The sequence below is a fragment of the Ligilactobacillus araffinosus DSM 20653 genome (assembly GCF_001435375.1).
GTDB classification, from domain to species: Bacteria; Bacillota; Bacilli; order Lactobacillales; family Lactobacillaceae; genus Ligilactobacillus; species Ligilactobacillus araffinosus.
Window position 1 is genome coordinate 70,936 of record NZ_AYYZ01000029.1, and the last position, 25,908, is coordinate 96,843.

At 35.8% G+C, this 25,908-nt stretch carries 25 protein-coding genes and 1 tRNA gene; 18 read left to right on the plus strand and 8 right to left on the minus strand.

Annotated features, from left to right (window positions below; genetic code table 11):
• The 3 genes from FC64_RS04835 to FC64_RS04845 form a co-directional block, all read left to right on the plus strand.
• On the plus strand, window positions 1-823 hold an 823-nt coding region (locus FC64_RS04835; protein WP_202987264.1), incomplete at its 5' end, for a hypothetical protein.
• Complete coding sequence (locus FC64_RS04840; protein WP_202987265.1) at window positions 810-1,748, plus strand: hypothetical protein; 939 nt, start codon at window positions 810-812, stop codon at window positions 1,746-1,748. The genes FC64_RS04835 and FC64_RS04840, both read left to right, overlap by 14 nt.
• On the plus strand, window positions 1,735-2,619 hold the full coding sequence (locus tag FC64_RS04845; RefSeq protein ID WP_057906803.1) for a hypothetical protein: 885 nt from the start codon (window positions 1,735-1,737) through the stop codon (window positions 2,617-2,619). Before FC64_RS04840 ends, FC64_RS04845 begins: the two co-directional genes overlap by 14 nt.
• Window positions 2,620-2,640: 21 nt before the next feature.
• Here FC64_RS04845 and FC64_RS04850 read toward each other — a convergent pair whose 3' ends face one another.
• A complete protein-coding gene (locus tag FC64_RS04850; protein ID WP_057906804.1) occupies window positions 2,641-3,279 on the minus strand; it encodes a recombinase family protein in 639 nt (212 codons plus the stop codon).
• Between the two features lie 259 nt (window positions 3,280-3,538).
• Between FC64_RS04850 and FC64_RS07405 the strand changes: the two genes are divergently transcribed.
• A complete protein-coding gene (locus FC64_RS07405) occupies window positions 3,539-3,634 on the plus strand; it encodes a type I toxin-antitoxin system Fst family toxin (protein ID WP_235804838.1) in 96 nt (31 codons plus the stop codon).
• A gap of 272 nt (window positions 3,635-3,906) precedes the next feature.
• Here FC64_RS07405 and FC64_RS04855 read toward each other — a convergent pair.
• Window positions 3,907-3,979, minus strand: a tRNA-Gln gene (locus tag FC64_RS04855).
• Window positions 3,980-4,116: 137 nt separating this feature from the next.
• Here FC64_RS04855 and FC64_RS04860 point away from each other — a divergent pair.
• Complete coding sequence (locus tag FC64_RS04860; RefSeq protein WP_057906805.1) at window positions 4,117-4,383, plus strand: hypothetical protein; 267 nt, start codon at window positions 4,117-4,119, stop codon at window positions 4,381-4,383.
• 48 nt (window positions 4,384-4,431) lie between these two features.
• Here the strand turns inward: FC64_RS04860 and FC64_RS04865 are convergent, their stop codons facing one another.
• A complete protein-coding gene (locus tag FC64_RS04865; RefSeq protein ID WP_057906806.1) occupies window positions 4,432-4,767 on the minus strand; it encodes a hypothetical protein in 336 nt (111 codons plus the stop codon).
• Window positions 4,768-4,896: 129 nt separating this feature from the next.
• On the opposite strand from FC64_RS04865, the gene FC64_RS04870 reads away from it, so the two are divergent.
• The 5 genes from FC64_RS04870 to FC64_RS04890 all read left to right on the plus strand — a co-directional run bounded on the left by FC64_RS04870 (window position 4,897) and on the right by FC64_RS04890 (window position 9,774).
• Window positions 4,897-5,580: a histidine phosphatase family protein gene (locus FC64_RS04870; RefSeq protein WP_057906807.1), complete on the plus strand. Its 684-nt coding sequence runs from the start codon at window positions 4,897-4,899 to the stop codon at window positions 5,578-5,580.
• Entirely contained in the window at window positions 5,561-6,550 is a 990-nt protein-coding gene (locus FC64_RS04875) for a serine hydrolase domain-containing protein (protein ID WP_057906808.1), read from the plus strand. The genes FC64_RS04870 and FC64_RS04875 overlap by 20 nt, the downstream gene beginning before the upstream one ends.
• Window positions 6,551-6,620: 70 nt before the next feature.
• A complete protein-coding gene (manA, locus tag FC64_RS04880) occupies window positions 6,621-7,586 on the plus strand; it encodes a mannose-6-phosphate isomerase, class I (RefSeq protein WP_057906809.1) in 966 nt (321 codons plus the stop codon).
• Between the two features lie 175 nt (window positions 7,587-7,761).
• On the plus strand, window positions 7,762-9,054 hold the full coding sequence (locus FC64_RS04885; protein WP_235804839.1) for an extracellular solute-binding protein: 1,293 nt from the start codon (window positions 7,762-7,764) through the stop codon (window positions 9,052-9,054).
• A 75-nt stretch (window positions 9,055-9,129) separates the two neighbouring features.
• Window positions 9,130-9,774, plus strand: coding sequence for a hypothetical protein (locus FC64_RS04890; RefSeq protein ID WP_057906811.1), 645 nt, complete (start codon window positions 9,130-9,132; stop codon window positions 9,772-9,774).
• Between the two features lie 52 nt (window positions 9,775-9,826).
• Here the strand turns inward: FC64_RS04890 and clpP are convergent, their stop codons facing one another.
• On the minus strand, window positions 9,827-10,420 hold the full coding sequence (gene clpP, locus FC64_RS04895; RefSeq protein ID WP_057827673.1) for an ATP-dependent Clp endopeptidase proteolytic subunit ClpP: 594 nt from the start codon (window positions 10,418-10,420) through the stop codon (window positions 9,827-9,829).
• Window positions 10,421-10,661: 241 nt separating this feature from the next.
• On the opposite strand from clpP, the gene FC64_RS04900 reads away from it, so the two are divergent.
• Window positions 10,662-12,068, plus strand: coding sequence for an MFS transporter (locus FC64_RS04900; RefSeq protein ID WP_057906812.1), 1,407 nt, complete (start codon window positions 10,662-10,664; stop codon window positions 12,066-12,068).
• A 178-nt stretch (window positions 12,069-12,246) separates the two neighbouring features.
• Window positions 12,247-13,467: an MFS transporter gene (locus FC64_RS04905; RefSeq protein WP_081035643.1), complete on the plus strand. Its 1,221-nt coding sequence runs from the start codon at window positions 12,247-12,249 to the stop codon at window positions 13,465-13,467.
• A gap of 55 nt (window positions 13,468-13,522) precedes the next feature.
• Here the strand turns inward: FC64_RS04905 and FC64_RS04910 are convergent, their stop codons facing one another.
• On the minus strand, window positions 13,523-13,771 hold the full coding sequence (locus tag FC64_RS04910; protein WP_057906814.1) for a hypothetical protein: 249 nt from the start codon (window positions 13,769-13,771) through the stop codon (window positions 13,523-13,525).
• 277 nt (window positions 13,772-14,048) lie between these two features.
• Here FC64_RS04910 and FC64_RS04915 point away from each other — a divergent pair, with 277 nt between their 5' ends.
• Together FC64_RS04915 and fba are read left to right on the plus strand one after the other, a co-directional pair.
• Window positions 14,049-14,357, plus strand: coding sequence for a hypothetical protein (locus FC64_RS04915; protein ID WP_057906815.1), 309 nt, complete (start codon window positions 14,049-14,051; stop codon window positions 14,355-14,357).
• A gap of 415 nt (window positions 14,358-14,772) precedes the next feature.
• On the plus strand, window positions 14,773-15,639 hold the full coding sequence (fba, locus tag FC64_RS04920; RefSeq protein WP_057906816.1) for a class II fructose-1,6-bisphosphate aldolase: 867 nt from the start codon (window positions 14,773-14,775) through the stop codon (window positions 15,637-15,639).
• Between the two features lie 129 nt (window positions 15,640-15,768).
• On the opposite strand, the gene asnB is transcribed toward fba, so the two are convergent.
• On the minus strand, window positions 15,769-17,658 hold the full coding sequence (asnB, locus tag FC64_RS04925) for an asparagine synthase (glutamine-hydrolyzing) (protein ID WP_057906817.1): 1,890 nt from the start codon (window positions 17,656-17,658) through the stop codon (window positions 15,769-15,771).
• Window positions 17,659-17,841: 183 nt separating this feature from the next.
• Between asnB and zapA the strand changes: the two genes are divergently transcribed.
• From zapA to FC64_RS04945, 4 genes are all read left to right on the plus strand, one after another.
• Entirely contained in the window at window positions 17,842-18,099 is a 258-nt protein-coding gene (gene zapA / locus FC64_RS04930; protein WP_057827680.1) for a cell division protein ZapA, read from the plus strand.
• 8 nt (window positions 18,100-18,107) lie between these two features.
• Window positions 18,108-18,617: a CvpA family protein gene (locus tag FC64_RS04935; RefSeq protein WP_057906818.1), complete on the plus strand. Its 510-nt coding sequence runs from the start codon at window positions 18,108-18,110 to the stop codon at window positions 18,615-18,617.
• A gap of 14 nt (window positions 18,618-18,631) precedes the next feature.
• On the plus strand, window positions 18,632-20,992 hold the full coding sequence (locus tag FC64_RS04940) for an endonuclease MutS2 (RefSeq protein ID WP_057906819.1): 2,361 nt from the start codon (window positions 18,632-18,634) through the stop codon (window positions 20,990-20,992).
• Window positions 20,993-21,215: 223 nt separating this feature from the next.
• On the plus strand, window positions 21,216-22,199 hold the full coding sequence (locus FC64_RS04945) for a ribonuclease Z (RefSeq protein WP_057906820.1): 984 nt from the start codon (window positions 21,216-21,218) through the stop codon (window positions 22,197-22,199).
• A gap of 47 nt (window positions 22,200-22,246) precedes the next feature.
• Here FC64_RS04945 and FC64_RS04950 read toward each other — a convergent pair whose 3' ends face one another.
• Both FC64_RS04950 and FC64_RS04955 read right to left on the minus strand, forming a co-directional pair.
• Window positions 22,247-23,410: an MFS transporter gene (locus FC64_RS04950; protein ID WP_081035644.1), complete on the minus strand. Its 1,164-nt coding sequence runs from the start codon at window positions 23,408-23,410 to the stop codon at window positions 22,247-22,249.
• A 665-nt stretch (window positions 23,411-24,075) separates the two neighbouring features.
• Entirely contained in the window at window positions 24,076-25,872 is a 1,797-nt protein-coding gene (locus FC64_RS04955; protein WP_057906822.1) for a heavy metal translocating P-type ATPase, read from the minus strand.
• Between the last annotated feature and the right edge of the window lie 36 nt (window positions 25,873-25,908).

Sequence of the window (25,908 nt, forward strand, 5' to 3'; positions counted from 1 at the left end):
TGAGATGGTAGCGATTTTAGTAGGTACAATTGTCTTGGTTGGATTTAAGTGGTGTTCACATGGATCAGGAATTAATAGCCTTTTAGATAAGAAACTTATTTGGTCGCAGTCTACTTTTAATTTTTGGATTGCATGTAATTTGATTTTGACTTTGGGGTTTATCCTATATGCGTTGATTGGTAAGATAAAAATTCGAAAAACTAAATTTTTAAGGGACTATGATTTCAATCAGAAAATGATTATGGGAACTGGAATATCTTGCTCTTTTGGAGCAATAGCAATGTTACCATTAACGGTATCATTTTTACATTCAGTAATATTTGAATTTTTGTATGTAATCCTTAGCGTTGTTATTAGTTATAAAGTAATAGTGAAACTATATAGAGAAGAAATGGCTGTTTTATATGGAAGAGCCTATCAGAATCAGCGCGCAATGAAAGCTAATAAATTTACGGATTGGATCTCAAAAAATATTATTGTATTAGGAGCAATTCTTTTTGTAGTTAAAGGTTTATTTTCAGGATTAGGAAATCTCCAAGGAATGTTAATTGGGGCATTTGGACCGTTATTTTGTATGGCTTGTTGGTGGTTTGGATTATGGATATATTTTGAAAAGACGCTTGAAGGTTACTATTTGAAAAAATACAGTGAACAATATCGACAACTTTATGGCTATTCGAAGGATGAATGGTATGGCGATAAAGTAGATGATTGGAACCGAATGAAGACAATCGAAAAGCATTTAAAACAAAATGAAGAAGAGCGGAAATTAAAAAAGAAAATTGAAAAGGAGGTAAAAGGGACTGAAAGTGATGAAGGATAGAACAGTTTTAGATGCTACCTTTGAGGAAAGCCGAAAATTAGTTGATGAATCATATGTTGAAGAAGCATTAAAAGTATCAAGTAATAAACAAGATCGGAATCGTTTTTGGGGCGAAATGGTATCGATATTAATTGGAACTATTTCTATTTTGTTGTTAGGCCCAGATACATGTACTAATTCTGCTTTTAATAAAGAACTCCTTTGGTCACAAAGGACTTTTGATTTTTGGATTATATGTAATTGGGTTTTGACTTTGGGATTTATCCTGTATGCCTTGATTGGTAAGATAAAAATTCGAAAAACTAAATTTTTAAGGGACTATGATTTTAATCAAAAAATAATCGTTGGATTGGGAATATCATGTATTTTTATAGCAATAATAATGTTACCGAATACAGCCGCTTTTTTGCATTCAGTAATATTTGAATTTTTATATATAATCCTTTGCGTTGTTATTAGTTATAAAGTGATGGTGAAACTATATAGAGAAGAAATGACTGTTCTGTATGGAAGAGCCTATCAAAATCAACGCGCAATGAAAGTTAATAAATTTACGGATTGGATCTCAAAAAATATTATCGTATTAGGAGCAATTCTTTTTGTAGTTAAAGGTTTATTTTCAGGATTAAAAAACATTCAAGGTGCTTTATTAACGGCCATTGCACCCTTGTTTATTATGGCTTTTTGGTGGTTTGGATTATGGATATATTTTGAAAAGACGCTTGAAGGTTATTATTTGAAAAAATACAGTGAACAATATCGACAACTTTATGGCTATTCGAAGGATGAATGGTATGGCGATAAAGTAGATGATTGGAACCGAATGAAGACGATCGAAAAGCATTTGAAACAAAATGAAGAAGAGCGGAAATTAAAAAAGAAAATTGAAAAGGATGTAAAGGGAATCAGGGATGATGAAGAGTAAAAAATTATACGGGGCTTCATTTGAAGAAAGTCAGAATTTAGTTGATAAAAAGTTTGTAATAAAGTCTTTAAAAGAATCAAGTAATAAACAAGATAACGGAAGGTTAGAAGGAAAAATTTTTACATTCCTTTTAGGACCTTTGGTGATTAAATTTGTTGAATTCTTTAAAAATCATGGAGGACCATCAGCATTTTCAGATAAACTCTTTTGGAGTAATAGTATATTTAACGCATTATTTTATATTACTTTGACATTTTCAATGATTTTTATATTGGAAAGTGTCTTTTGTAAAGTACAGTACAGTAAACGAAAGATTAATCGGGAATACAGCTATACTACTCGAATTTTAGGAGCTTTAAGCTGGTTTTGTATTTGTGGAGTGATGGCATTCCTTTCGGCAACCGGTTCAGCTTTAAATTCCGTATTCATGGAATATTTTTATGTGGCTTTAATTATTTTCTTGTACTGGCTTATTAACCATAAATTAAATCAAAATATTATTATCACGCTTTATAATCATGGGAAAAGGAACGATGTTTTGTCGAAGGCAGAAAAAATCACGAACTTTATTTCAAAATATGTGTTAATTTTAGCAGCAGTTTGGATTTTGATTAAATCAGTTATTACCGGTTACCAAGATTTGATTGGCGCTTTAACAGTCGACACTTGTCCACTTTTGATGGCATGCATTATGTATGCGGGCCTATATATCTACAAACAAGATATTGTTCAAGGATATTACTTAAAGAAATACAGTGAGCAATATCGACAACTCTATGGCTTTTCAAAAGAAGAGTGGTATGGGGTTGGAATCAAAGATGATGAACGAATGAAATTGGTTGCGAAACATTTAAAAGAAATGGAAAATTAAAAAGTTTAAGTCTAGGATAATTTATTGCTTTATATTCTTACTAGCTTTATTCTCAATTTCATTTTTTATACGATAAACAGTATTTCTTGTAATTCCAACTTGATCGGCAATCTGCTTGATAGTAATTGGCTCTCCATTTGCTTTTCTTTTAAGCAGTTCAACAACAGTATTATAAATTAGACGTCTTTTAGGATCTTTGCTATCTTTTGAGTATTGAACGACACCGCCTTTGTAAACACCACGTTCCTTGGCAAGTTTAATCCCTTGCTTTTGACGTTCAAGAATAGTTTTACGTTCCTGTTCAGCGGTGTATTTTTGGATTTCTAAGACAAGATTCGTTAATAAGTTTTTCAAATTGCGGTCTTTGATACCTTCAAAAGAAGGGAGATCCAAAATATTAATCGTTGCTCCTTTTTGTTTAATTTGTTCGATGATATTAGAAATATCACGACTATTGCGTCCTAAACGATCCATACTAATCACAACGACTTCATCGTCCTCACGAATAAAATCAAGCATCGCTTGTAATTGTGGGCGATTAGTATTTTTTCCAGATATTTTTTCTTGGAAGATTTTTTTGCAGTCTGCTTTTTGAAGCTGTTCGAGTTGACGGTCTAAATTTTGATCAGTAGTTGAAACATGAGCGTATCCGATTTTCATTTTGAGGCTCCTTATTATATAGATTAAACATGTAGATTACACATTGTTGATTTTAAAAGAAACCTAGTAAAAATGCTAGGTTTTGTTTTTATCGAATCTGTTCAATTAGGGTGTACCTTGTTTAAACAATATATGTAAAATAAAAACCTAACTGTTAGCCGGCAGTTAGGAATCTATATTGCTTTTTATCACAGTTAGATTATAACATAATTTTTTCATAGTGTATAATAGCAATTGGCAACTAGCCTCTGAAAGGGGGGTGGCTACATTGCTTTTTATCACTAAATATATCCTTGCACCAACGCTTGTCGGGTGCTTGGTAGCTTTATTTACGCATTGGTTGAACAAGCACTAAAAGGTTGCTAGCTAGTGCGCGTATATAAAGAAGTCGTCCGTTTGAACTTAGCCAATTCATTCGGGCGTTTTTTTTTTAATGAAGCTAAAAAACTATTAGTTTAATTGCTAGCAGCATTATATCCTTGGTCAAGATTTTTTGGCTAAGTTTTGGCTAGGTTTATAGTGAAAAACTATGATATTCTATGAAAATAAATGAAACCACTAAGATAATAAAAAAGCCGTTATATCAAGGATAGTTAAGCCTGACATAACGGAACGAATAAATATTAATTGGGTATACTGGATTCGAACCAGTACATTAAGGATTCAGAGTCCTCTGCCTTACCAATTTGGCTAATACCCAATAAACCTGACTAACCTATCGTATTAAATTTTAATTTAGATGTCAAGGGATAATTTGAGGGATAACAATAAATTTTTTCTTTAAAAAAAGGCCTAATTCGGTATAATGAATTCAAAGGATGAAAAGGGGATTGAGAAATGCATAAGGTTTTAATTGTCATGCATGACACGGTCCATAATGATTATTATCGAATGAATAAGGTAGAATTTGAAATTCTTCCAACAATTGGACAGTATGTTTACAACACAGACGGAATCGTATATCAAGTTGAGGAGATAACCAATTTTGCAGGATATGTGTCAAGTAAAGGAGCAGTTGCGCTAGTAGTTGTTCACCCGGTTGAAAATCAGTTACCGGTAAATGATTTATACGGGTTAAAGATCGAAGAAGATTTAGATGACTAAATAAAGGATGTAACGACTTGAAAGTCAGTTACATCCTTTATTTCATTTCTATTCAAATGATAATTCAACTAAATAGGCCTTTTCTTTTGTTAAATGGGCGGTGGTTGCCCAAACTTCATCAAAATTAGGACGGATTTTACCAGTTGCTTCCCAGTAATCTGCAAATAAGTTTGGATGCGATTTGATAAATTCATTGGGGAGACGGTTAACCATCAGTTTATTTGATGGAAAATAAAAATCGGCGTGTTCAACCGGAGTCGTATCAGGAATGAAGACCCGGACAACGTTTTTGTATGGTGACTTGATTGCGATTATCAGTTCGGGATGTGTTTCGATTCGCTTTAGCACATCATAAATTGGTTCGAATTCAAACTCGATCAACATGAAGCCTTCTCTCTCAATGGATATACTTTCATTTTAACAGGAAAGTCTCCAAAAAGATAATTAAGTTTATTCATAAAATCGCGGTTAATCGTTTATAATTAAAAATAGATTAAAGAAAGGAGAGTTAAGATGGCAACGGTTCATTTTTATCTTGTCCGTCACGGGCAAACGAAATTAAATCGAGTGGCACGTTTACAAGGCATTACTGACTCCCCTTTAACGCGTAAAGGAATTCGAATGGCTAAACGATTAGGACGCGAATTACAGAATATTGAATTCCGAGCAGTTTATACTAGTGACTTGAAACGGACGCAAGCGACGGCTAAGTATATTTTAGAAGAAAATCAGCGAAAAATTCCGCCAGTTTATTGTGACCCTGATTTGCGGGAAATGAGTTTTGGTCAATTTGAAGAGGCTAAAAATGTAAAATTGATTCCGCAAGCTTTGCGTACTTTAGGATTAAAGAAAATCATTCGTGCATTTTTGAATGAAGAACATGTAAGTGAATTGATTCGTCTTTTTCGAACGATGGACGGAACGGAGGAAATTGAAAATTCTGCGCAGCTAAATATTCGCTTTCGACGGGCATTAAGAATGATTGGTGATGAATATCAGGATCACGAATGCAATGTTTTAATCGTTACGCATGGATTAATCTTGTCAAACTTCATTGAAAGTTTATATGGCGAAGTCCCGTTATTTTTAGTTGATAATTCGCGGGCAAGTTTAGTCGATTATGAACAGGGTGAATTCAAAATTAGATATATAAACCAATTAAAACAGGAGGATCCGAATGAAAGCAAGCGCGGTTAAAGCAAGAATGATACAAATGGTTAATGCAGGGGTTGTTCCGGGAGTATCATATGCACATTTGCATGATGGCCAAGTTGAAACGATGGTCTATGGCAATGCAGAAACCGTTCCGGTAACTAAACCGCTTAAATGGGGAATGCTGTATGATATGGCTTCGTTAACCAAAGTTGTCGGGACAACAACGATGATTTTGAAGATGATTGAAGAGGGAAAAGTTAGTCTTGATGATCGGGTAGCGGATTTAATTTGTGATTTTAAAGATGAGCGGGTTACTCTGCGTCACTTATTAACGCATACCTCAGCAATTTCAGGGTATATCCCGCATCGCAATCAATTACCGCCTGATAAATTGATAAGGGCAATTGATTCTTTAACAGTTGCTGAATGGTTCGATAAAAAAGTCGTGTATACGGATGTCGGATTGATTATGTTGGGCCAGATTATTGAAAAATTTTATCATGTACCAGTTCAACAAGTGATTCATGATGAAGTTTTAATTCCGCTTGGCTTGACAGAAAGTACTTTTACTCCCGTTAAAGAAAACTGCGTTCCAACCGAGGTAACTTCTGATCGCGGGGTGATCCAAGGTGAAGTGCACGATCCCAAGGCGTTTATTTTAAAAGAACATTGTGGATCAGCCGGGCTTTTTATGACATTAAACGATGTAATTAAATTTGCGCAGTGGATCTTAGGAATAACTTCACATGAACTTCTTCAGCGCGCAACCATTGACTCCCTTTTTAAGGATTGGACAACCCATCATTTAGGGCGCTCTTTAGGATGGGATCTGCGGTTTTCACCAGATGGTACTCCATGGATCTATCATACAGGCTATACAGGAACGTATATTATATTAAGCAAACAGCTTCAAGAAGGATTGATAGTGTTAACGAATCGCGTGCATCCTCAAGCTGATAACCAAACTTTTCTTGATATGCGGGATCAGTTGATTGCTGATTTTATCAAATAGAAAACGTTTACACAAAATGCTAATCCTGATAAAATATAACTGAGTTTTATCAGATAAGAAGGAATGATAGATGGCAGAACCAATGTTTTTAAAGCCGTATTTTCAAGAGAAAATGTGGGGCGGGAATCGTTTAGCAACTGAATTTGGTTATCAAATCCCAAGCAATCATACTGGGGAATGCTGGGCAATTTCAGCTCATCCGCATGGCCCTGCAACAGTTGAAAATGGGAAATATCAAGGGTTAACCCTTGATCAAGTATGGAAGGATCATCGTGAGGTTTTTGGAAATGCAAACGGAGATGTTTTCCCATTACTAACGAAAATTTTAGATGCTAAAACCGACTTATCCGTTCAGGTTCATCCAGACAACGCATACGCTGCAAAACACGAGCATGAATTAGGAAAAACTGAATGCTGGTACGTGATTAAAGCTGATGAAGGCGCAATGATGTACTATGGTCATAACGCTAAGACACGTGAAGAATTTGCAGCGATGATTCAAAAGGGCGAGTGGGACAAATTACTGCGGAAAGTTCCAGTGCATGCAGGCGATTTTCTTTATGTTCCAAGCGGAACCGTTCATGCGGTTGGAAAAGGAATTATGGTACTTGAAACTCAGCAAAGTTCTGATACCACATATCGGATGTATGATTTTGACAGGATTGACGCTTCAACGGGCAAAAAACGTGCTTTGCATATCCAACAATCAATTGATTGTGCAATGATTCCACATCATGATCCGCAATTAAATCAAAAGCATTATCAGATCGGTGATGTAGCGGTAACTCAATTTGTAGCGACACAATTTTTCGCAGTTTATGAGTGGAAAATAAATGGTGGGCAAGGAACATTTAATCGCGGGCAAGCTCCGTATACCTTGGGGTCAGTCCTTGATGGCGAAGGTCAAATTGAGGTTGATGGAACGAAGTATGACTTGAAAAAGGGAATGCATTTTATTTTGCCATTTAATGTTAAACAATGGACACTTTATGGGAAAATGCAGATTATTGCATCTGAACCTGGAGAAAATGCATAAAACTTTAATATTTGAAATGAAAGATTGTGGAGAACACAATCTTTTTTTATGGATATCTAAAAAATATACGCACTTTTTTCTTTAACTTGATTAAATTTTTTAGATTAGTTCTTCGATTGTTGGAATAAGTTGTATACTTAATCATGTATTCTTTATATAAGGAGATTTATATATTATGAAAAGGAAAATTTCGTGGTTAAGAACGATTTTTAGGATATCAGTCGCATTACTAACGTTTTTTATAGCATTTGGCTCTTTTCAAGGAACGAACATTCCGCTTATCAATGCAGATAGTTCGGCTAAAACCAAGAAAAAAGTAACGATTACGTTTTGGAATGCAATGAGTGGCAGTGCGGCTAATGCGTTAAAACAAATGACAAATGATTTTGAAAAAACGCATCCGAATGTTGAAGTTAAAATTGAAAGCCAGGGCGATTATTCAGCTTTGCAAGGAAAATTGAATTCTACAATGCAAAATCCTTCAAATTTGCCAACGATCACTCAAGCATATCCGCAATGGCTTTACACGGCGGCAACTGATGGTCAATTAGTAAATTTAAAACCATATTTTGATAATTCAAAGATTGGTTTTGGTTCAATTCAACGGTCGAACATTGCCAAGCCGTTCCTTGAAGGAGCAACTATCAAAGGAAAACAATACGGGGTTCCGTTTAACAAGTCCACGGAAATTTTGTTTTATAATCCAGATATCTTGAACAAATATGGCGTTAAGGTTCCAAAGACGATGGCTCAGTTAAAACAAGCTTCAAAAGAAATTTATGAGAAGTCTGGTCATAAAGTTGTCGGAGCCGGCTTTGACGCGTTAAATAATTATTATGTAATTGGAATGAAGGGCTATGGCGATTCATTCACATCAAAGCTTAATTTTAATTCTAAGGATTCAAAGAAAGTTATTAATTATTATGCTGATGGAATTAAGGATGGCTATTTCCAAATTGCTGGTGCGCAAAAGTACATGTACCTTCCATTTACGAACGGCAAGGTTGCAATGTTTGTTGGCTCATCATCATCAGAGCAATACATTAAGCCGACCCATGCCAATTATGCAGTTGCTGCACGTCCAAGCAAGAATAACTTGCAACAGGGAACTGACATCTATATGTTCAAGCACGCTAGCAAAGCTCAACGTACGGCAGCATTTGAATACATAAAGTTTCTAACTGAACCAAAACAACAGTTATATTGGGCTAAGACAACAGGATATATGCCGGTTAATAATCAAGTTTTGAAGAGCAATAGTTATAAGAATTTAGCTGGAACAAAGGTCCCGCAAGTTGTATCTAAATCAACTAAAAACATGTTTACAATGCCAGTCGTTAAAAACTCAAATACTGCGTTTGTTCAACTGAATCAAATCATGCAGGATATTTTAACTCATCCGAATAATAATCGGAATCAACTAATTAAGCAAAATGCTCAAAAACTTAAGAATGCATGGAATCAGTAATCAAAAACTTCCTTCCGAAATTAATCGGAAGGAAGTTTTTTTAATGTTAAAATTAAAAAAAGAGGGGGAGAAACAATGAAGGTTAAAGATTTGAAGTTTACCCGTTTTCTAAAGTACGGGCGGATGAGTGTTCAGGGCGAAAAGAAAAAACATTCAATTCTGATTTATTATGATACGCAAGAACATCGATTTGTAAAATTTCACGCATCGGCGAAAACTTCTAAGAAAATGCTGATTTACAATTTGATTGTCCTAGGCATTGTTATAATTCTAATTTGCTGGGATGAATTAATTTCGTGGGTTACCCCATATCAGTATTCGATTGCAACGAAAACGCCAGCACTAACACAATGGTTAAATTCGTTTGAATGCGAATTTCATTGGTGGTTTGGGCTTCTTGCTGCTTTGGTTGCCGTTGGATGGTATCTGCTTAACCGTCATGTTGATTTGAATGAATTTGAAGATTCTGCCAATTTAAAAGATGTTGCCGATTCCAATAAAGATTATGTTTTTATGTTTATCGTTATATTACTATTTGACTGCTTTTTTATTTGGTTGGTTTATAGCGGTTCAGATTACCCGTTTCCCAATTTGGGATTAAGTGATGTGTTCACGATTTTCTTGGTAATGCTTTTCACGATTTACTTCTTGTGTATTATTGTTGAAAGTATGGTTGCATATTGTAAATATCTGTGGGATATAAAAATTAGGAAAAAATAAAAGCATCTTTTCGGATAATTTCCGAAAAGATGCTTTTTTCATTAGGTAAAGCCTATTTCATTTTCTTCTTGTTTTCCATGATTCCATCGATCAAACCATAATCAACGGCTTCTTGAGCAGTCATGAAGTTATCACGGTCAGTGTCAGCGTTGATTTTCTTGATTGATTGACCAGTGTGGTCAGCAAGAATTTGGTTGATCAACTTGCGGGTCTTAAGGATATGTTCTGCTGCAATTTGAATTTCAGTTGATTGACCCTGCGCACCACCGAGCGGTTGGTGAATCATAATTTCGGAATTTGGTAATGCAAACCGTTTACCTTTTGCTCCAGCGGTTGCAAGAATTGATGCCATTGATGCAGCCATTCCCATTACGATTGTTTGAACGTCAGCGTTAACGAAGTTCATTGTGTCGTAAATTGCAAGCCCAGCTGAAACAGAACCACCGGGGGAGTTGATGTACATGTAAATATCTTTTTCTGAATCTTGAGCATCAAGGAAAAGTAATTGGGCAATGATGGCATTGGCCATGTCGTCATTGATTTCACCTGATACCATAATGATCCGGTCTTTTAACAAACGTGAATAAATATCATAAGCGCGTTCGCCTTGACCAGATTGTTCAATAACTGTTGGAACTAAATTCATGAGAATTTGCCTCCTTAAAATAAAGTAACTAGTTTGAGTTTAGCACACAAAACCGATTGATTACATTTTAATCCTTTGGTCAAAAAAGGTCAAATAATAAATTAAATATTAACAAAGCCCGCAATTAAAAGATTTTAATAAATTAATGAATCGAATATGATAAAAATATGTCAAAAAGATTATAAAATGATTAAAAAGAATGGTATACTAAATTTAACGTTTGATTAAAGGAGATGGCGAAATGTCAGGAATGCCAGCATTAAATGATCCGTCGCTGCATTGGGAAGCACGGTATAAACGGAACTGTTTTGTATACATTGTAATTTATGGATTATTAGGTGCCGTAACCGGAATCACCAATAATACTTTGGTTTCATATCTTGACCTTGCAGCACCAAAAGTCGTTACTGGGTTAAATATTTATACCGCAATTGGATCAGTTTTAATGGCGATTATGTTGATTTACATTCATAAAACCGGATATAAAAAAGTTTTAGTTGTGGCGCCAATTTTAACGATTGCAACGATGTTAGCGATGATTTTTACTGAAAATACGCAGATTATTGCAATTTCGTATGCATTATTGACAGCAGGGGTCGGGATTTACGATTTTATGTACCCACTGATGTATTCGGTTTATGTTCCGCGTAAGATTCGGACATTTATGATGTCAGCTGTTATGATTACTAATTTGGTTACTCAAGCGATCGTGACCTTCTTTGGAGGAAAGATTGTTGTTTGGGTCTTTAGTAAGATTATGGGCATCAGTTATGGAAAAGCTTCAATTCTATCTGGCCACCAAGCTCATATGACAGGAAGCACATTACATAATTATATTACCTCATACAAATCGGTAATTTATATTGCAATAGGGTTTACAGTATTAGCATTTATTTGTTCATTATTATTAAAGGAACGTCCAAGCGACTACACTGAAACCGAAGCTGAACTTAAAGAACGGAAAGCCAAAAAGGCCGTTAACTTTAAGATGCTGGCGCAAAAAGACATTGTTTTATTTGTTACATTCCTTGCATTGATTCGGGTAGGGGCATACTTGATAACACCATACTTCCCAATTTACCTGAACAACTTCTTACATATTCAACGGGGAACCGTTTCAACGATCATTACTTTGCAAACTTTTGCGATGTTGATTGGGTATACATTTGCACCATGGCTTGAAAAGAAATTTGGATCAATCGTTTCGATTTCAGTCATGACATTATCATGTACACCATTGATGCTACTGATGGCGAAGGGGAACATCTTCGGTAGCAACGTGGCAATTGCAATCGGGATTGTATTATTCTTACGTTCCGGGCTCGCCAACGCTGCAATGCCTGTGCAACAATCATTGCAAATGGCTCTTGTTCCGAAAAACTTACGGCCTGCATTTAGTTCATTGACCACAATTGTCAATGCAGTTGTCGGAATCGGAGTTGGGTTATTCACCTCCCTCTTCTTATTAAAAGATCCATCAGGATATGCAATCGCATATTACATTGCAGCTGGATTTTACATTGTTGCATGTATTCTTCTCTTGATTTTAAAGAAGAAATATAACCGAATTATGGAAAAGGAATCTGACGAAGAAAAAATTGAACGTCAGCAAGAAGAAAAAGCAGAACAAAAAGAGCAAAATGCTTAATTGAATTTAGAAGTAGAAGGACTTGTTATTTTAACAAGTCCTTTTTTAGTTCTATGGAGATAAAATTAAATGAAAAAAGCAATTGATTTTTTTGATAAAAAGGGTAAAATTAAATTTTAGTATGACTTAAGTCAAAATAAAAAATGCCAGTGAGCATTAATTTTGGAGGAAGATATTGATGAATAACTCAAAACCGACCAGTCTCAGTAAGGATCAAAAACGCGTAATTGCATCCACTGCGGCTGGTTTTTCTTTTGAAAACATGGATTTTAATTTCATGTCGTTTGCATTAACTTCAGTAATTGCAAGTCTTGGAATTTCAACGACTCAAGCAGGAATGATTAATACAATTACGAATTTGGGAATGCTGCTTGGAGGATTAGTTTTTGGGATTTTAAGTGATAAGTATGGTCGAGTAAAGATTTTTTCATATACAATCTTTATTTTTGCCGGTGCAACAGCGCTGATGTACTTTGCTAATAATTTTACGATGGTATGCATATTGCGTTTCCTTGTAGGATTCGGTGAAGGAGGAGAGTATGGTGCCGGCATGGCAATGATTGGCGAATATTTCTCATCGAAAATGTATGGTCGAGTAACGGCAATTGCAAGTATTGGCGGTCAACTTGGTGGAATCATTGCTGCTATTTTATCAGCATTAATTTTACCTCACTTTGGTTGGCACGTTCTGTTCTTGGTTGGTGTATTCCCAGTAATTTTGGCATTCTTTATTCGGCGTAATTTAAAGGAAAGTCCGGCATTTTTGAATAATCAAAAGAAAAATGACAAACCGAAAGTTTCTTTTTCACGTTTATTTGAGACACCCCAACTTGCAGGGCAAACGATTGGTCTGATTTTTATGCTGATTGTTCAAACTGGTGGTTACTATGGTTTAATGAACTGGCTTCCAACTATTGTACAAAAACAGCTGGGAATCACTGTTCGGGGATCCTCGTTGTGGATGGTTGCAACAATCATTGGGATGTGTATAGGGATGCTTGTTTTCGGCAATATTTTAGATTATTTTGGTCCCCGAAAATCGTTTGGCTGTTTTTTGATTGGAGCTGCGTTTGTAATTTATGCATTGATTCAGGCTCGTAACATGATTGAACTGGTTATTTTAGGAGCGGTTGTTGGATTCTTTGCCAACGGAATGTATGGTGGTTACGGAGCAATCATGACTTACCTGTATCCTGCTGACATTTCTGCAACAGCGAATAACTTGATTATGAACGTTGGAAAGGCAGTTGGCAGTTTTTCAACGATTGTGATTGGCTTTTTGATGAGTAAATATTCGATGAACGTTGTGATGGGGTTCTTATCGGTTATGTATCTATTAAGCTTTGTTGTAATGTTATTGATTCCTGGATTAAAGAAAATGGGAAAGAAGAAAGCATAATAGGAAAATTTGAATATAATAAAAAGGTTGCGTCTTAGTTATGACGCAACCTTTTTTAACTTCGAAAATAATTTAAGAAATAATTAATAACTCGAAAAATTAAATAAATAATTGCACAAATCACAAAAAGCTTTAAAACAATATATAGGATCGGAATATACCATAATTCGGTTTTAAAAAGCGTGAAAATGGGATGGATTTGGCGGTAAAGTCCGGTATGCGGATTTAGCCCGATTAAAAGCTGAATACCGAAAATAATGATTCCAAGAATAACGCTGAGTTTAAATTGTTTATGGTTAATCATATGATCCCTCCCTTATGTTTTCATTATAATATGAAAAGATTTGAAAGAGAATATTAAGTTCAAAAATACAACCAAAATTTAAAATCAAAAATTTTTTATTTTATTATTGACAACGCTTACATAATGATATATATTATCAATGTAAGGTATTTAATAATTTACCTTCTAATCAATTCTCTTTCTCTCTTATGCCGAGGTTGTGACAGTTGTCATAGCCTCTTTTTTATTTGAATGTTTTTGTGTACACTGGAAGCAGAAATTAAATGGAGGCATTAAAATGAAAAGCCATGAAACATTAACGTTAATAGAAGAAATTACACGAAATGACGGTTCACGGTATTTTGAAATTTCAAACATTGTTCAAAACGGACGCGCTGAACTGGCTGCGATGCGTGGATTTATTAAAGAAGTAAGGATTATTCAGTTAAATATTCCACGCTCGAAAAATGTGATTGAATACGAAAATTATATCAATGAAAATTTTGAAATGCCCGCAGAAAACTTTGATCACTTTGAAGAGTGGAAACGAACTCCTGAAATGGAGAAAGTAGTCGAGAATATTTTGCATGAAAATCACGTTGCTTAAAGATGAAATATGATCGTTAAATGTCTGCTCAACAATGATAAATTGTAAGGGGTTAAGAGTTTGACCGAAGATAAGCTTTCAGATATGTCCTTTAATTAGGATACTTAACTTTTTAACTTATCTGAATATTATCTGCTGAAAATTTAATCAAAAATTATTGACCATATATTGCACATAGAGTCGGAGATTTCATAATAACTTTTACTAGATTACTTTGTGCTAGATAACGTTTCCTCATTTATGTTCATACAGTGGGGCTTTTTAATAGCTGAATAATCATAAAATATTTTAAAAAGTTAGGATGATACCTGTATAAATATACCCTAATAGCCGTATGGTAAATGAAAAAGTTATGTGGTAAAATAATGGCGTACTCATAAGAGTAATTACATGTATATTTTTAGGAGGCTGTTTTATGTCAGTATTCGTAAACGGTAACGCAATTTACAACGATGCTCGTAAAGGTCATTACGCTGTTGGTGCGTTCAACACAAATAACTTGGAATGGACACGCGCAATTCTTCAAGCTGCCCAAGAAACAAACACACCTGTTTTAATTCAATGCTCAATGGGTGCTGCTAAGTACATGGGTGACTATAAGTTAGTTAAGAACTTAGTAGAAAACGAAATGCGTGTCATGAACATTACAGTTCCAGTTATCATGCACTTAGACCACGGTAACTATGAAGCTGCTAAGGAATGCATCAAGGCTGGTTACTCATCAGTTATGTTTGATGGCCATGACTTACCATTCGAAGAAAACTTAGAAAAGACAAAAGAAATTGTTAAGTTAGCTCACGAACGCGGCATTTCTGTTGAAGCTGAAGTTGGTTCAATTGGTGGTACAGAAGATGGTATCACAGGTGCCGGCGAATTAGCTAGTGTTGAAGAAGCTAAGACAATGGCTGCAACAGGTGTTGACTACTTAGCATGTGGAATTGGTAACATTCACGGCAAGTACCCAGAAAACTGGCAAGGTCTTAACTTCGATCGTTTGAAGGAAATTGCAGACGCTGTTGATACACCATTAGTATTACACGGTGGCTCAGGTATCCCTCAAGAACAAATTGAAAAAGCAATCAGCATGGGTGTTTCAAAGGTTAATATCAACACAGAAAACCAACTTGCCTTTGCTGCTGCAACTCGTAAGTACATTGAAGCAGGTAAGGACGAAGAAGGTAAAGGTTACGATCCTCGTAAGTTACTTGCTCCTGGTACACAAGCAATCGTTGATACAGTTAAGGAAATCATCGGCTGGCTTGGTACACCATCAATTAAATAATTGATTATTAATTGATATAAATAAAAAGACTGTGAATTTATGATCGCAGTCTTTTTTGTTTAAATTGAATATGGATATTAAAAGAGGTTGCGTTTTCTATGTCGCAACCTCTTTTAGTAATTATCAATCTTAAATTTCTTCAACAGCTGGTTTTTCGCCATCATTGATGAAGTATACTTTGTACCATGTCAAGAATGTGTAAACATTCCAAATTTGCTTTCGACTGTCGTTTTTACCAGCATAGTAATCATCGAGCATCTTAAGCAATTTGTCTTGCTTGAAGAATTCCTTAACGTAATCTTGTGAGAATTCATCCCGCACGATCTTGTAGTACTTTTCTTCGTGTAACCAGTCCCGAATAGGGGTTGGGAAACCAAGTTTTTCACGGTTATACCATTCTTTTGGTAAGTGGCGTTTAGCAGCTTGCCGGAATGCGTACTTCGTGTTCTTTGAGTTGATCATATACTTAGTCGGAACCTTTTCTGAAACTTTAGCAACTTCAGTATCAAGGATTGGAACCCGGGCTTCAAGTGAAGCGGCCATTGTCATCTTATCGGCTTTCAATAAGATATCGCCGGGCATGAAGTGATGCAAGTCAAGGTATTGCATCTTCCGAATTTCAGCCGTTTGGTCTTCAACCTTTTCATATGTTGGACCAATGATTTGTTGAATCGTTGGTGCATCTTGATAATCATCTTGCAAGAATTCAGTTGCTTCTTCCGGTTCAAAGACCCGTGAATCACCAATGAAGAAATCTTCAGCAGGGGCGATTGATGTGTATATGTGAGTTTTTCCACGGAAATTCTTGTCGCGAATCGAATCGGCGATTTTTTTCCGGGTTTTCCGAGGTAACTTCTTCAATGCTTCAGCAATTAACCGAATCATCCGCGACTTAGTCCAGAAACCATATGCTTGGTAGCCCCCGAATAACTCATCAGCTCCTTCACCGCTCATAACGACCTTGACATCCTTAGCAGCAAGTTTTGACAAGAAGAACAACGGAATGCATGAGAAGTTTGAATCTGGTTCATCAAGGAAGTATTGAATCTGAGCAAAGTGACTAAATGCGTCGTTTGCGTCAATTGTTTCCGACTTCATGTTGGTTCCTAATTCTTTTGCCAAGTCCTCGGCGTCATTGATTTCGTTAACTTTTCCACGATCAAAACCAACAGAGTATGTTGTATGTGGCTTAAGAACAGAAGCAACGTAGCTTGAGTCAACTCCACTTGAAAGGAAAGCACCGGTTTTAACTTCCTTATCAGTAATTGAATGGGCTTTTACTGATTCAACAACGGCATTATCAATTTCATCGGTAATTTCATTGAGCGATTCGTTTGAAGGATGAGCTTTATAATCAAAGTATTGGTGAATATCCATTGTCCCATCACGATAGATAAAGTAATGACCTTCCTTTAATTTGTATACTCCCTTGAAGAATGTTTCGTTCAATGCAGAATATTGAAATGTCATGAATGGCTTCAAGGCTTGTTTGTTAAGCTCTTTCTTGAAGTCAGGATGATGCAGGAAACTCTTGATTTCAGAACCATACATAAAGGTATCACCCATTTGGGTATAGTAAAACGGCTTGATTCCAAATGGATCCCGTGCACCGAAAAGTTCCTTTGTTTTAAAATCATAAATTACAAATGCAAACATTCCGCGAAGTTTTTTTAAGATGTCGGTTCCGTATTCTTCATACCCGTGAAGAATAACTTCTGTATCGGTATGCGTTGTAAATTCATGTCCGGCAGCAACAAGGGCATCACGGAGTTCTTGAAAGTTGTAGATTTCACCGTTAAATGTGATGACCTTTGACTGATCTTCATTATAAATTGGTTGCTTACCTTCGTGGACATCAATGATGCTTAACCGCCGCATCCCAAGAGCAATATTTTCGTCAACTGCTTGACCACCGCTGTCAGGACCCCGGTGTTTAATTGCATCCATCATTTTAGTTAAAATGGGGCGTTTTTCATCAGCACCCATTGAATCATTTATGAATCCTGTAATTCCACACATAATTAAATTCCTTTCTTATATATGAACGAATTATATCGCTATTACTGTAAATAATAAAGCATATTTCAATTGTTGCAACCATTAAATCGAAATCTTGGCGATTTATTAAGGAACTTCGACCGTCTTTTGATGACGAAATATGCTAAAATATCAATATTAAGTGATTGAAAGGACGAAATTGATATGGCAGAGGGAAAACGCCGATTTAAGGTTCAAATTGACGGCGAAGAATTTACGATTATTGGGAAGAGTACCCCCGAGCATATGAATGCAGTGATGGAAGTGGCGAACCAAGAATTGGCAACGATCAAAAAAATGATGCCATCCCTTTCAGAAAAGAAAGCGGCATTACTTTTAGCAATTAATGCAGTTTCAGACCAGTTAGAGAAACAGGAAGAATTAGATAAGTTGCAACGGAAGATTGAAGATCAAACAAACTAGGTGATTAAGTGATAACATTAATTATCGTTTTATTATTGATTTTAGCTTTTCGATTCGGTCTAAAACGCGGTCTTTTGATGACACTTTTAAGCGTTGCGGGTTATGTAATTGTTTTTTTACTTGCAATTTTTTTAGCCAAACCGATGGGAACAGCTTTGGCAACAATGATGCCGGCGTTGTGGAAAAATTCGTTTTTTTCAGGAATGTTTTACAATGTTCTTTCGTTCTGGATCATCGCCATTGTCGGCAGTATTATTTATCGTTTTTTAGCACGAACAGTTAATGGGATTACTAAGCTGCCGTTAATTTCGCAGATCAATGCATTAGCAGGGGCAGTTTTGGCAACGATTTTAATGTACGTGGTAATTTTCTTTGCTCTTTTGTTGATGGCGGCTTGGCCAAGTCAAAATGTGCGGTCAACGGTTCAACAATCAACGGTTGCTGAATGGATTTTAAAGAAAACACCGGTAATTTCACAACAGATAATGAATGATTATAATGATCAGAATCAATTCTAGAAGGGAGGAACAGCATGAACAGTAAAATTTTAAGAACTTTGGAATATGATAAAATTCGACAGCAAATTGCAGAATACACAGTAACTGAAAATGGGAAAAAGCTCGTTGAACGGATGAAACCGCAAAGTGACTACGCTCGCATTGATGAGTTATTAGATGAGACTCAAGATGGAGCGGATATTCTGCGGTTAAAAGGCGGAATTCCGATGCCAAAATTACTTGATATTCGGATGCAGTTAAAACGGCTTGAAATCGGTGCAACTTTAAACGGCAAAGAGCTTGCAATGATTGCGAAGGTTTTGCGAGCAACGAATGCCGTTAAAGCTTTTTTTCGCGAGTTAATTGATGATGAAGTTGCTTTGCAACGGTTGTATGATTTGAATGACCAGCTTGAAACTTTGCCGGATGTTGCCAAACGACTATTAAATTCAATTGAAGGTGACGGGCATGTTACGGATGATGCCTCGAGTTTATTAAAGAGTTTACGGCGGCAAATTGAAAATACAGAAGCGGAAATCCGCGATAAACTTTCAAGCCTGACGCGCGGAAGCAAGTCAAAGTATTTAAGTGATTCATTAGTTACGATTCGGAATGACCGTTACGTAATTCCGGTTAAAGCTGAAAATCGTGGTCAGTTTGGCGGAGTTGTTCACGATCAAAGTGCTTCAGGCCAGACGCTTTTTATCGAACCACAAGCAATTGTTGATTTGAATAACCGATTGAAACAACAGCAATTAGCTGAAAAAGAAGAAGTCCAACGGATTTTGCGTGAATTATCAGCGCTGATTGCCCCATACACGAATGAGCTTTCTGAAAATGCATGGATTCTAGGTCGGATGGATTTTATTAATGCTAAAGCCCAATATGCTCATCAGATTAAAGCAACGTTGCCGGAAATTTCGGCCGAAAATGATGTTTATTTGCGGCAGGCATGGCATCCACTTCTTAATCCGAAAACGGTGGTCAGAAATGATATTTCGCTTGGTAAAGATTACCAGGCAATTGTCATTACCGGACCAAATACCGGTGGGAAGACCATCACATTGAAGACTTTGGGATTGATTCAATTAATGGGACAATCAGGATTATTTATTCCGGCGGCCGAAGAAAGCCGAATTGGGGTGTTTGATGAAATTTTTGCCGATATTGGTGACGAACAATCAATTGAACAAAGTTTAAGTACATTTTCATCACATATGACAAATATTGTTGATATTTTAAAACACATTACCGCTCAATCGCTTGTCCTATTTGATGAATTAGGTGCTGGAACTGATCCACAAGAAGGAGCTGCATTAGCAATTGCAATTTTGGATGCTGTCGGGACACAGGGCAGTTATGTAGTCGCAACAACGCATTATCCAGAATTAAAAGCATATGGGTATGAACGTCCTCAAACAATTAATGCATCGATGGAATTTAATAGTGAAACGTTGCAACCAACGTATCATTTATTGATTGGCATTCCAGGGCGGAGTAATGCATTTGATATTTCACGGCGGTTAGGTTTACCAGAAACAATTGTGCAATCGGCACAGCAATTGGTTACGCAAGATAGCCAAGACTTAAATGAAATGATTGCCGATTTGGTAAAAAAACGGCATGATGCCGAAGAAAAACAGGCTTTCTTCAAGAAACACTTAAAGGAAGCTGAAAAGCTTCATCATGATTTGGAAACAGGCTTTGAAAAGTTTGAGCGCCAAAAGACAACCCAGTTAGACTATGCTAAGCAGCAAGCTAATCAGATTGTAAGCAATGCACAAGAAAAGGCCGATCAAATCATTGCCGATTTACGGAAGATGCGTAGTCAGAATGCAAGTACCGTTAAGGAAAATCAACTGGTTGATGCCAAAACAAAATTAAATAAACTTGAACAGCCAATTAATTTAACCAAAAATAAGGTTTTGCGACGGGCCAAAAATCGAAAAGAATTCCATGTTGATGATGATGTATTGGTTAAGTCATATGGGCAACGAGGTGTTCTGCTTCGAAAAATTGATGATCACCATTGGGAAGTTCAACTTGGAATTTTGAAGATGAAAATTGATACGGATGATCTTGAAAAAATCAAGGTTGACGATCAACCAACAACGCATGCAAACGTAAGTGTTAAACGAAGTTCATCATCAGGATTATCGACAAGTCTTGATCTACGAGGACAAACAAAAGAAGAAGCGTTAATGAGCGTTGATCGGTACATTGATTCAGCATTACTTGCCGGATATCCGTCAGTGACAATTATTCATGGAAAAGGGACAGGGGCACTTCAACAGGCAATTAAACAGTATCTTTCAACCAATCCATCCGTTAAAAGCTTTAACTATGCTTCACCCAATGCCGGCGGTGATGGGGCAACGGTTGTTAATTTTAAATAATCAATAAGAAGTTAGGATATAAGGCCTAACTTCTTTATTTTTAGCCGTAAGATTCGGCTTTAAACCATAACAAACTTCAATATTTAAATTCTAATCAAGTAATAACTTCTTTTAGTTACCGTTTTTTGCAACTCTTTTATTTTTTCGATGCTTTATTTTGTACTTTTAGGGTAAAGAAGCGTAATTTAATAAGTGAGAATTAATTAAGGAAGAGGTAAGATAAATGATTGATGTTACATTACTTGGGACAGGTGGCAGTATTCCACTTCCTGATCGCTATTTATCATCAGCAATTATTGAATATAAAGGACGGAAAATTTTGATGGATGCCGGAGAAGGAACGGGAGTGTCAATGCGTGCCGTCCGGAGTGGTTTTAAGTCGCTTGATGTGATTTGTATTACGCACTTACATGGTGACCACGTAATTGGATTACAAGGAATCTTAGGGACAACAAGTAATACTGGACGGACAGAACCAATCACAATTATCGGGCCAAAGGGAATCAAAGACGTAATGAAAGGCTTCCGGGTAATCATGCCATGGCTAAACTATGACATTAATATTATTGAAGATCCGACCCCAGGTGAACCAATTGTAATTAATAATAAATACATTCATGGTGAATTATCAATTTCAGCTTTACCAGTTAAACATACGCGGCCGAATTTTGCTTACCGGGTTGACTTAAAGCGGGAACCAAAATTTGATCCGCAAAAAGCCAAAGCTAATGAAGTTCCGCAACGGATTTGGGGTGATTTGCAACGCGGTCAAAAACCGGTTGAATATGAAGGAAAGACTTATACTCCTGATATGGTTCTCGGTGAAGCTCGAAAAGGCATGCGCGTCAGTTGGGTAACGGACACGCGGCCAACACCTGAGATTCCAGGATTTATTGAGGGTTCAGATTTACTTTTAAGTTGTGCTAACTTTGGCTCAAATGATGACACTGAAAAGGCTAAAAATAAGATGCATATGACCTTTGCAGAAGCTGCAACGCAAGCCAAAAAGGGACATGTTAAGGAAATGGTTTTAACTCACTTTTCACAAGCAATGCGTGATCCGGAAAAGTATGTTAAAAATGCAACCGACATTTTCCCAAATACAGTTATTGGAAAAGATCATATGCACTTTACATTGAACTATGATCAAGCTTTTGCTGAACCAACGATGATTGAAGAAAAAGAAGATACAAAAGAAAATAACTAAAAAAAAAGACTGGTTTCCAGTCTTTTTTTTTAGTTATTAAATAATGATTAAAGTTGAACATCCTTTGATTTAGTTTCTTTTTTTAAGCTAAGTGAAACTAAAAGTCCAATAATTGCAAGCACAATTGTGAAGTAAAATCCGTAGTGGGTCCCGTTTGTAAACGCAACTGCAGCGTTATGTCCATGAACTGCAGCGGTACCTAAGCCAAGCAAACTTGTCGCCACGGCAGTTGCAATGGCTCCGACAATTTGTTGGAAAGTATTGATAATCGTACTTCCATCAGCATTTTCTTTAACTTCTAAGGCGTTTAATGCATGGGTTTGCGAAGGAGACATTGCTAATGGACAGCCAATCATTAAAACGCAAAGAGAAATGGTAATATATAGGACTGAACATTTAGGAGAAACACGAGTTAGCATAAATGATCCTAAAATAGCAATTATAAAACCAATAATGGCAATTTTTTTAACACCATAATTGTCATATAACCGACCAGCGATTGCCGACACAAAAGCATTAATTAATCCGCCAGGAAGCATAATGAGGCCGGCTAAAGCTACTGGAATACGCATTCCTTTTTGAATAAACTGGGGAACAATAAACATTGCTGAAAGAATCATTGCAAAATCGATCATTACTAATAATGTTCCCTTGAAGAAAGCTTCTTTTTTGAAAATTCTAAAATTTAAAATAGGGTTGGGGATGCGTAATTGTTTAGTAATATAGATGGTTAAAACGACTATTCCAATTAATAAACATAATAAAACAAATGGGGAGGTCCATCCTTTATCAGCAGCGAGACTGAATCCAATTACAATTAATCCGAAACCCAGTGCAGAAAAAATTAAGGATAATACATCAACTTTAGGCTTGGAGAGTTGATCAACGTTGATTAAAAACTTAAGTTCAAAGATAAGTGCAATTAATAAAATGGGAACAAACAGCCAGAAAATCCAATGCCATGAAAGTTTAGCTAATATTAATCCGGTTAGTGTAGGGCCAATAGCAGTTGCAAACATGATTACTAAGGAGCAGATACCCGTAGTTGAACCTAATTCTTGAGGCGGGAAAACAGCCATTGCAACGTTAAACATCATAGGAACAAGAATTTTAGTTCCAATTCCTTGAATTAATCTTCTGAGAATAAAAGAGGGAGCTAAAGCAGAAATAATTGCTCCAAATAAAAACGCAGATAATCCGCATTTAATCAATTTACCAGTAGATTAGTTAATAGGCTGCATAATGGAAGGACGATCCCGATAACATCCGGACGAATGCGCCAGGCGTAAGTCCTAACATTACAAGTCAAGTTTTTTTACATTTTTCAAAATTACTTTTTCTTTTTGAATCATAAAAAACGTAAGTATCATTCATTAATAAAGAAATTCAATATCTTTTCAAAATTATCAATTTCATTTTTAGAAAAATAGGATTTTAATTAAGATAGCTGAGTAATTTGGTAAACTTACCGGCCTTTTTAAAAGAATTAGATAAAAATATTAAATTAGCATGAAAATTCTGTGGTAATAATAACTAACTAAATAATAACCGGGTTATTATTTATACTATAATTTTTATTTTTGAAATATGAGACAAAAGTGTTATGATATCTACCAAGAGAGGAAGTGAAAAGTTTGGGTGATAAAAAAAATAAAATCGTGCATGATGGTAATTATGCACCAATCCATGCGATCGGTGCTTTTTTGTCACAATTACGATTAAAAAATAAAAATAATAAAAAGAAGTAATTGATAAGTTAAAATAAAGGACATGTTAAAGACATGATTAAAAGAAAGGCCTTAGCAGTTATAGTTGCTAAGACCTTTTTGTTATGAACCATCTTTTCAGAAATTGAAAAAGTTTTATGCTTTAAAGTTTATCCCCGAGCTTTTAAACTCCAAAGAATAGAAACAGTATCAACGATTTCTTGACATAATGCGCCAAAAATTGCAGGAAGAATTCCTGTACTTGCAATCAACATTAATCCAACACAGATGATAATTCCAATTAAAACGGATTGCTTTGAAATCTTCATTGTATCGCGTGCAATTTTAATTGAATGTGATACTTTTGATAGATCGTCTTTTAAAATAACAATATCTGCTGTTTCGCTTGCAGCAGTTGCTCCATGTGCACCCATTGCAATTCCTACATCTGCTGTTGTGAGTGCGGGTGCATCATTGATTCCATCTCCGACCATTACTACTGGACGTAAATTAGCAGGGGTCGTTTTTATGACATTGATTTTATCGGCAGGTAATAGTTCTGCTTTAACTTTAGTAATTCCTGCCTCTTGAGCAATGTGAGCAGCAATTGTTTTTTTGTCGCCGGTCAGCATTTCTAAATTATTAATATTTAGCTTTTTTAATGAACGCATGGTTGAAATTGCTTCAGGACGGATCTCATCTTCAAATGTGATATAACCAATTAATTTGTTATCAATTGAAATATAAACACATGTTGCATCAACTCTTTGCGATGGATCACAATCGCTTTTTACATAACTTAATTTTCCAACTTTAATTAACTGATTTTGATATTTTCCTTGAATACCATTACCAACGGATTCTTTCAAATTAGATATTTTTAAAGGATTTATTTTTCTTTGTTTGGCACATTCCATAACTGAGCGTGCCAAGATATGATTTGAATTTTGTTCTGCAGACATAACAAGTTTTAAAATATCAGTTGAAGAATAATGGGAATCCAGACTAACAATTTTATTAACTTTCAAGTTACCTTTAGTTATTGTGCCGGTTTTATCAAAAGCAATTGTTTTAGCTGTTGCTAACTTTTCGAGTACATTTCCTGATTTTACGATAATCCCAGCCCGTGATGCTCTGCTCATTCCAGCAACCATGGCTACAGGAGCGGCTAAAATTAGTGGGCAAGGTGATGCAACTACCAAAACTTCGGCAAATCTTACTGGATCTTTACTAATAAACCAAGCTAATCCTGCAATGAGATATGCAACAATGGTAAATGGCAATGCATAACGATCAGCCATTCTTACAAAATTTGAAGGGGCTTTTTCTGCTTGTTTAACGAGATTTACTAGTTTTTGATATTGACTATTTTGAGCTAATTTTAGGGCTTTAACTTTGATCAATGAATCGCCATTTAAAGTACCTGACATAACCATATCATTAACTTTTTTTTCGATTGGTTTTGATTCTCCGGTAAGAGAAGACTCGTTAACCAGCCCAGCTCCTTCAATAATCTGACTGTCAACAGGGACTAATTCGCCAGGTTTAACAACTAGAATATCGCCAATTTTTACTTGATTAGAATTTATATCAGTTATTTTGCCATTTTCAATTCGGTGTGCATGATCGGGAGAATTATCTAAAAGAGCTTTAAGATCTTTATTTGCTTTACCAGCTGCATAATCCTCTAATGAATCTCCACCAACAAGCATTATTAGAACAACTAGTGAAGCCCAGTATTCACCAACGATTAAAGTGGCAATAATGGCAGTAATTGCAAGTAAGTCAACACCGTATTTTCCTGATTTTAAAGTTTTAACCATCCCAATAAACATTGAAATAGAAACAAGAATACCAACTGTACTAATAATGAATCGAGCAACGAATGCATTATCAAAAATAAATTGTGAGATTAACGCGATTAGTGAAACACTTAAAATAATCCATAATTTTGTGATATTTTTCATATAGTCCTCCAATTGGGTTAAAATATAACTGTCAGT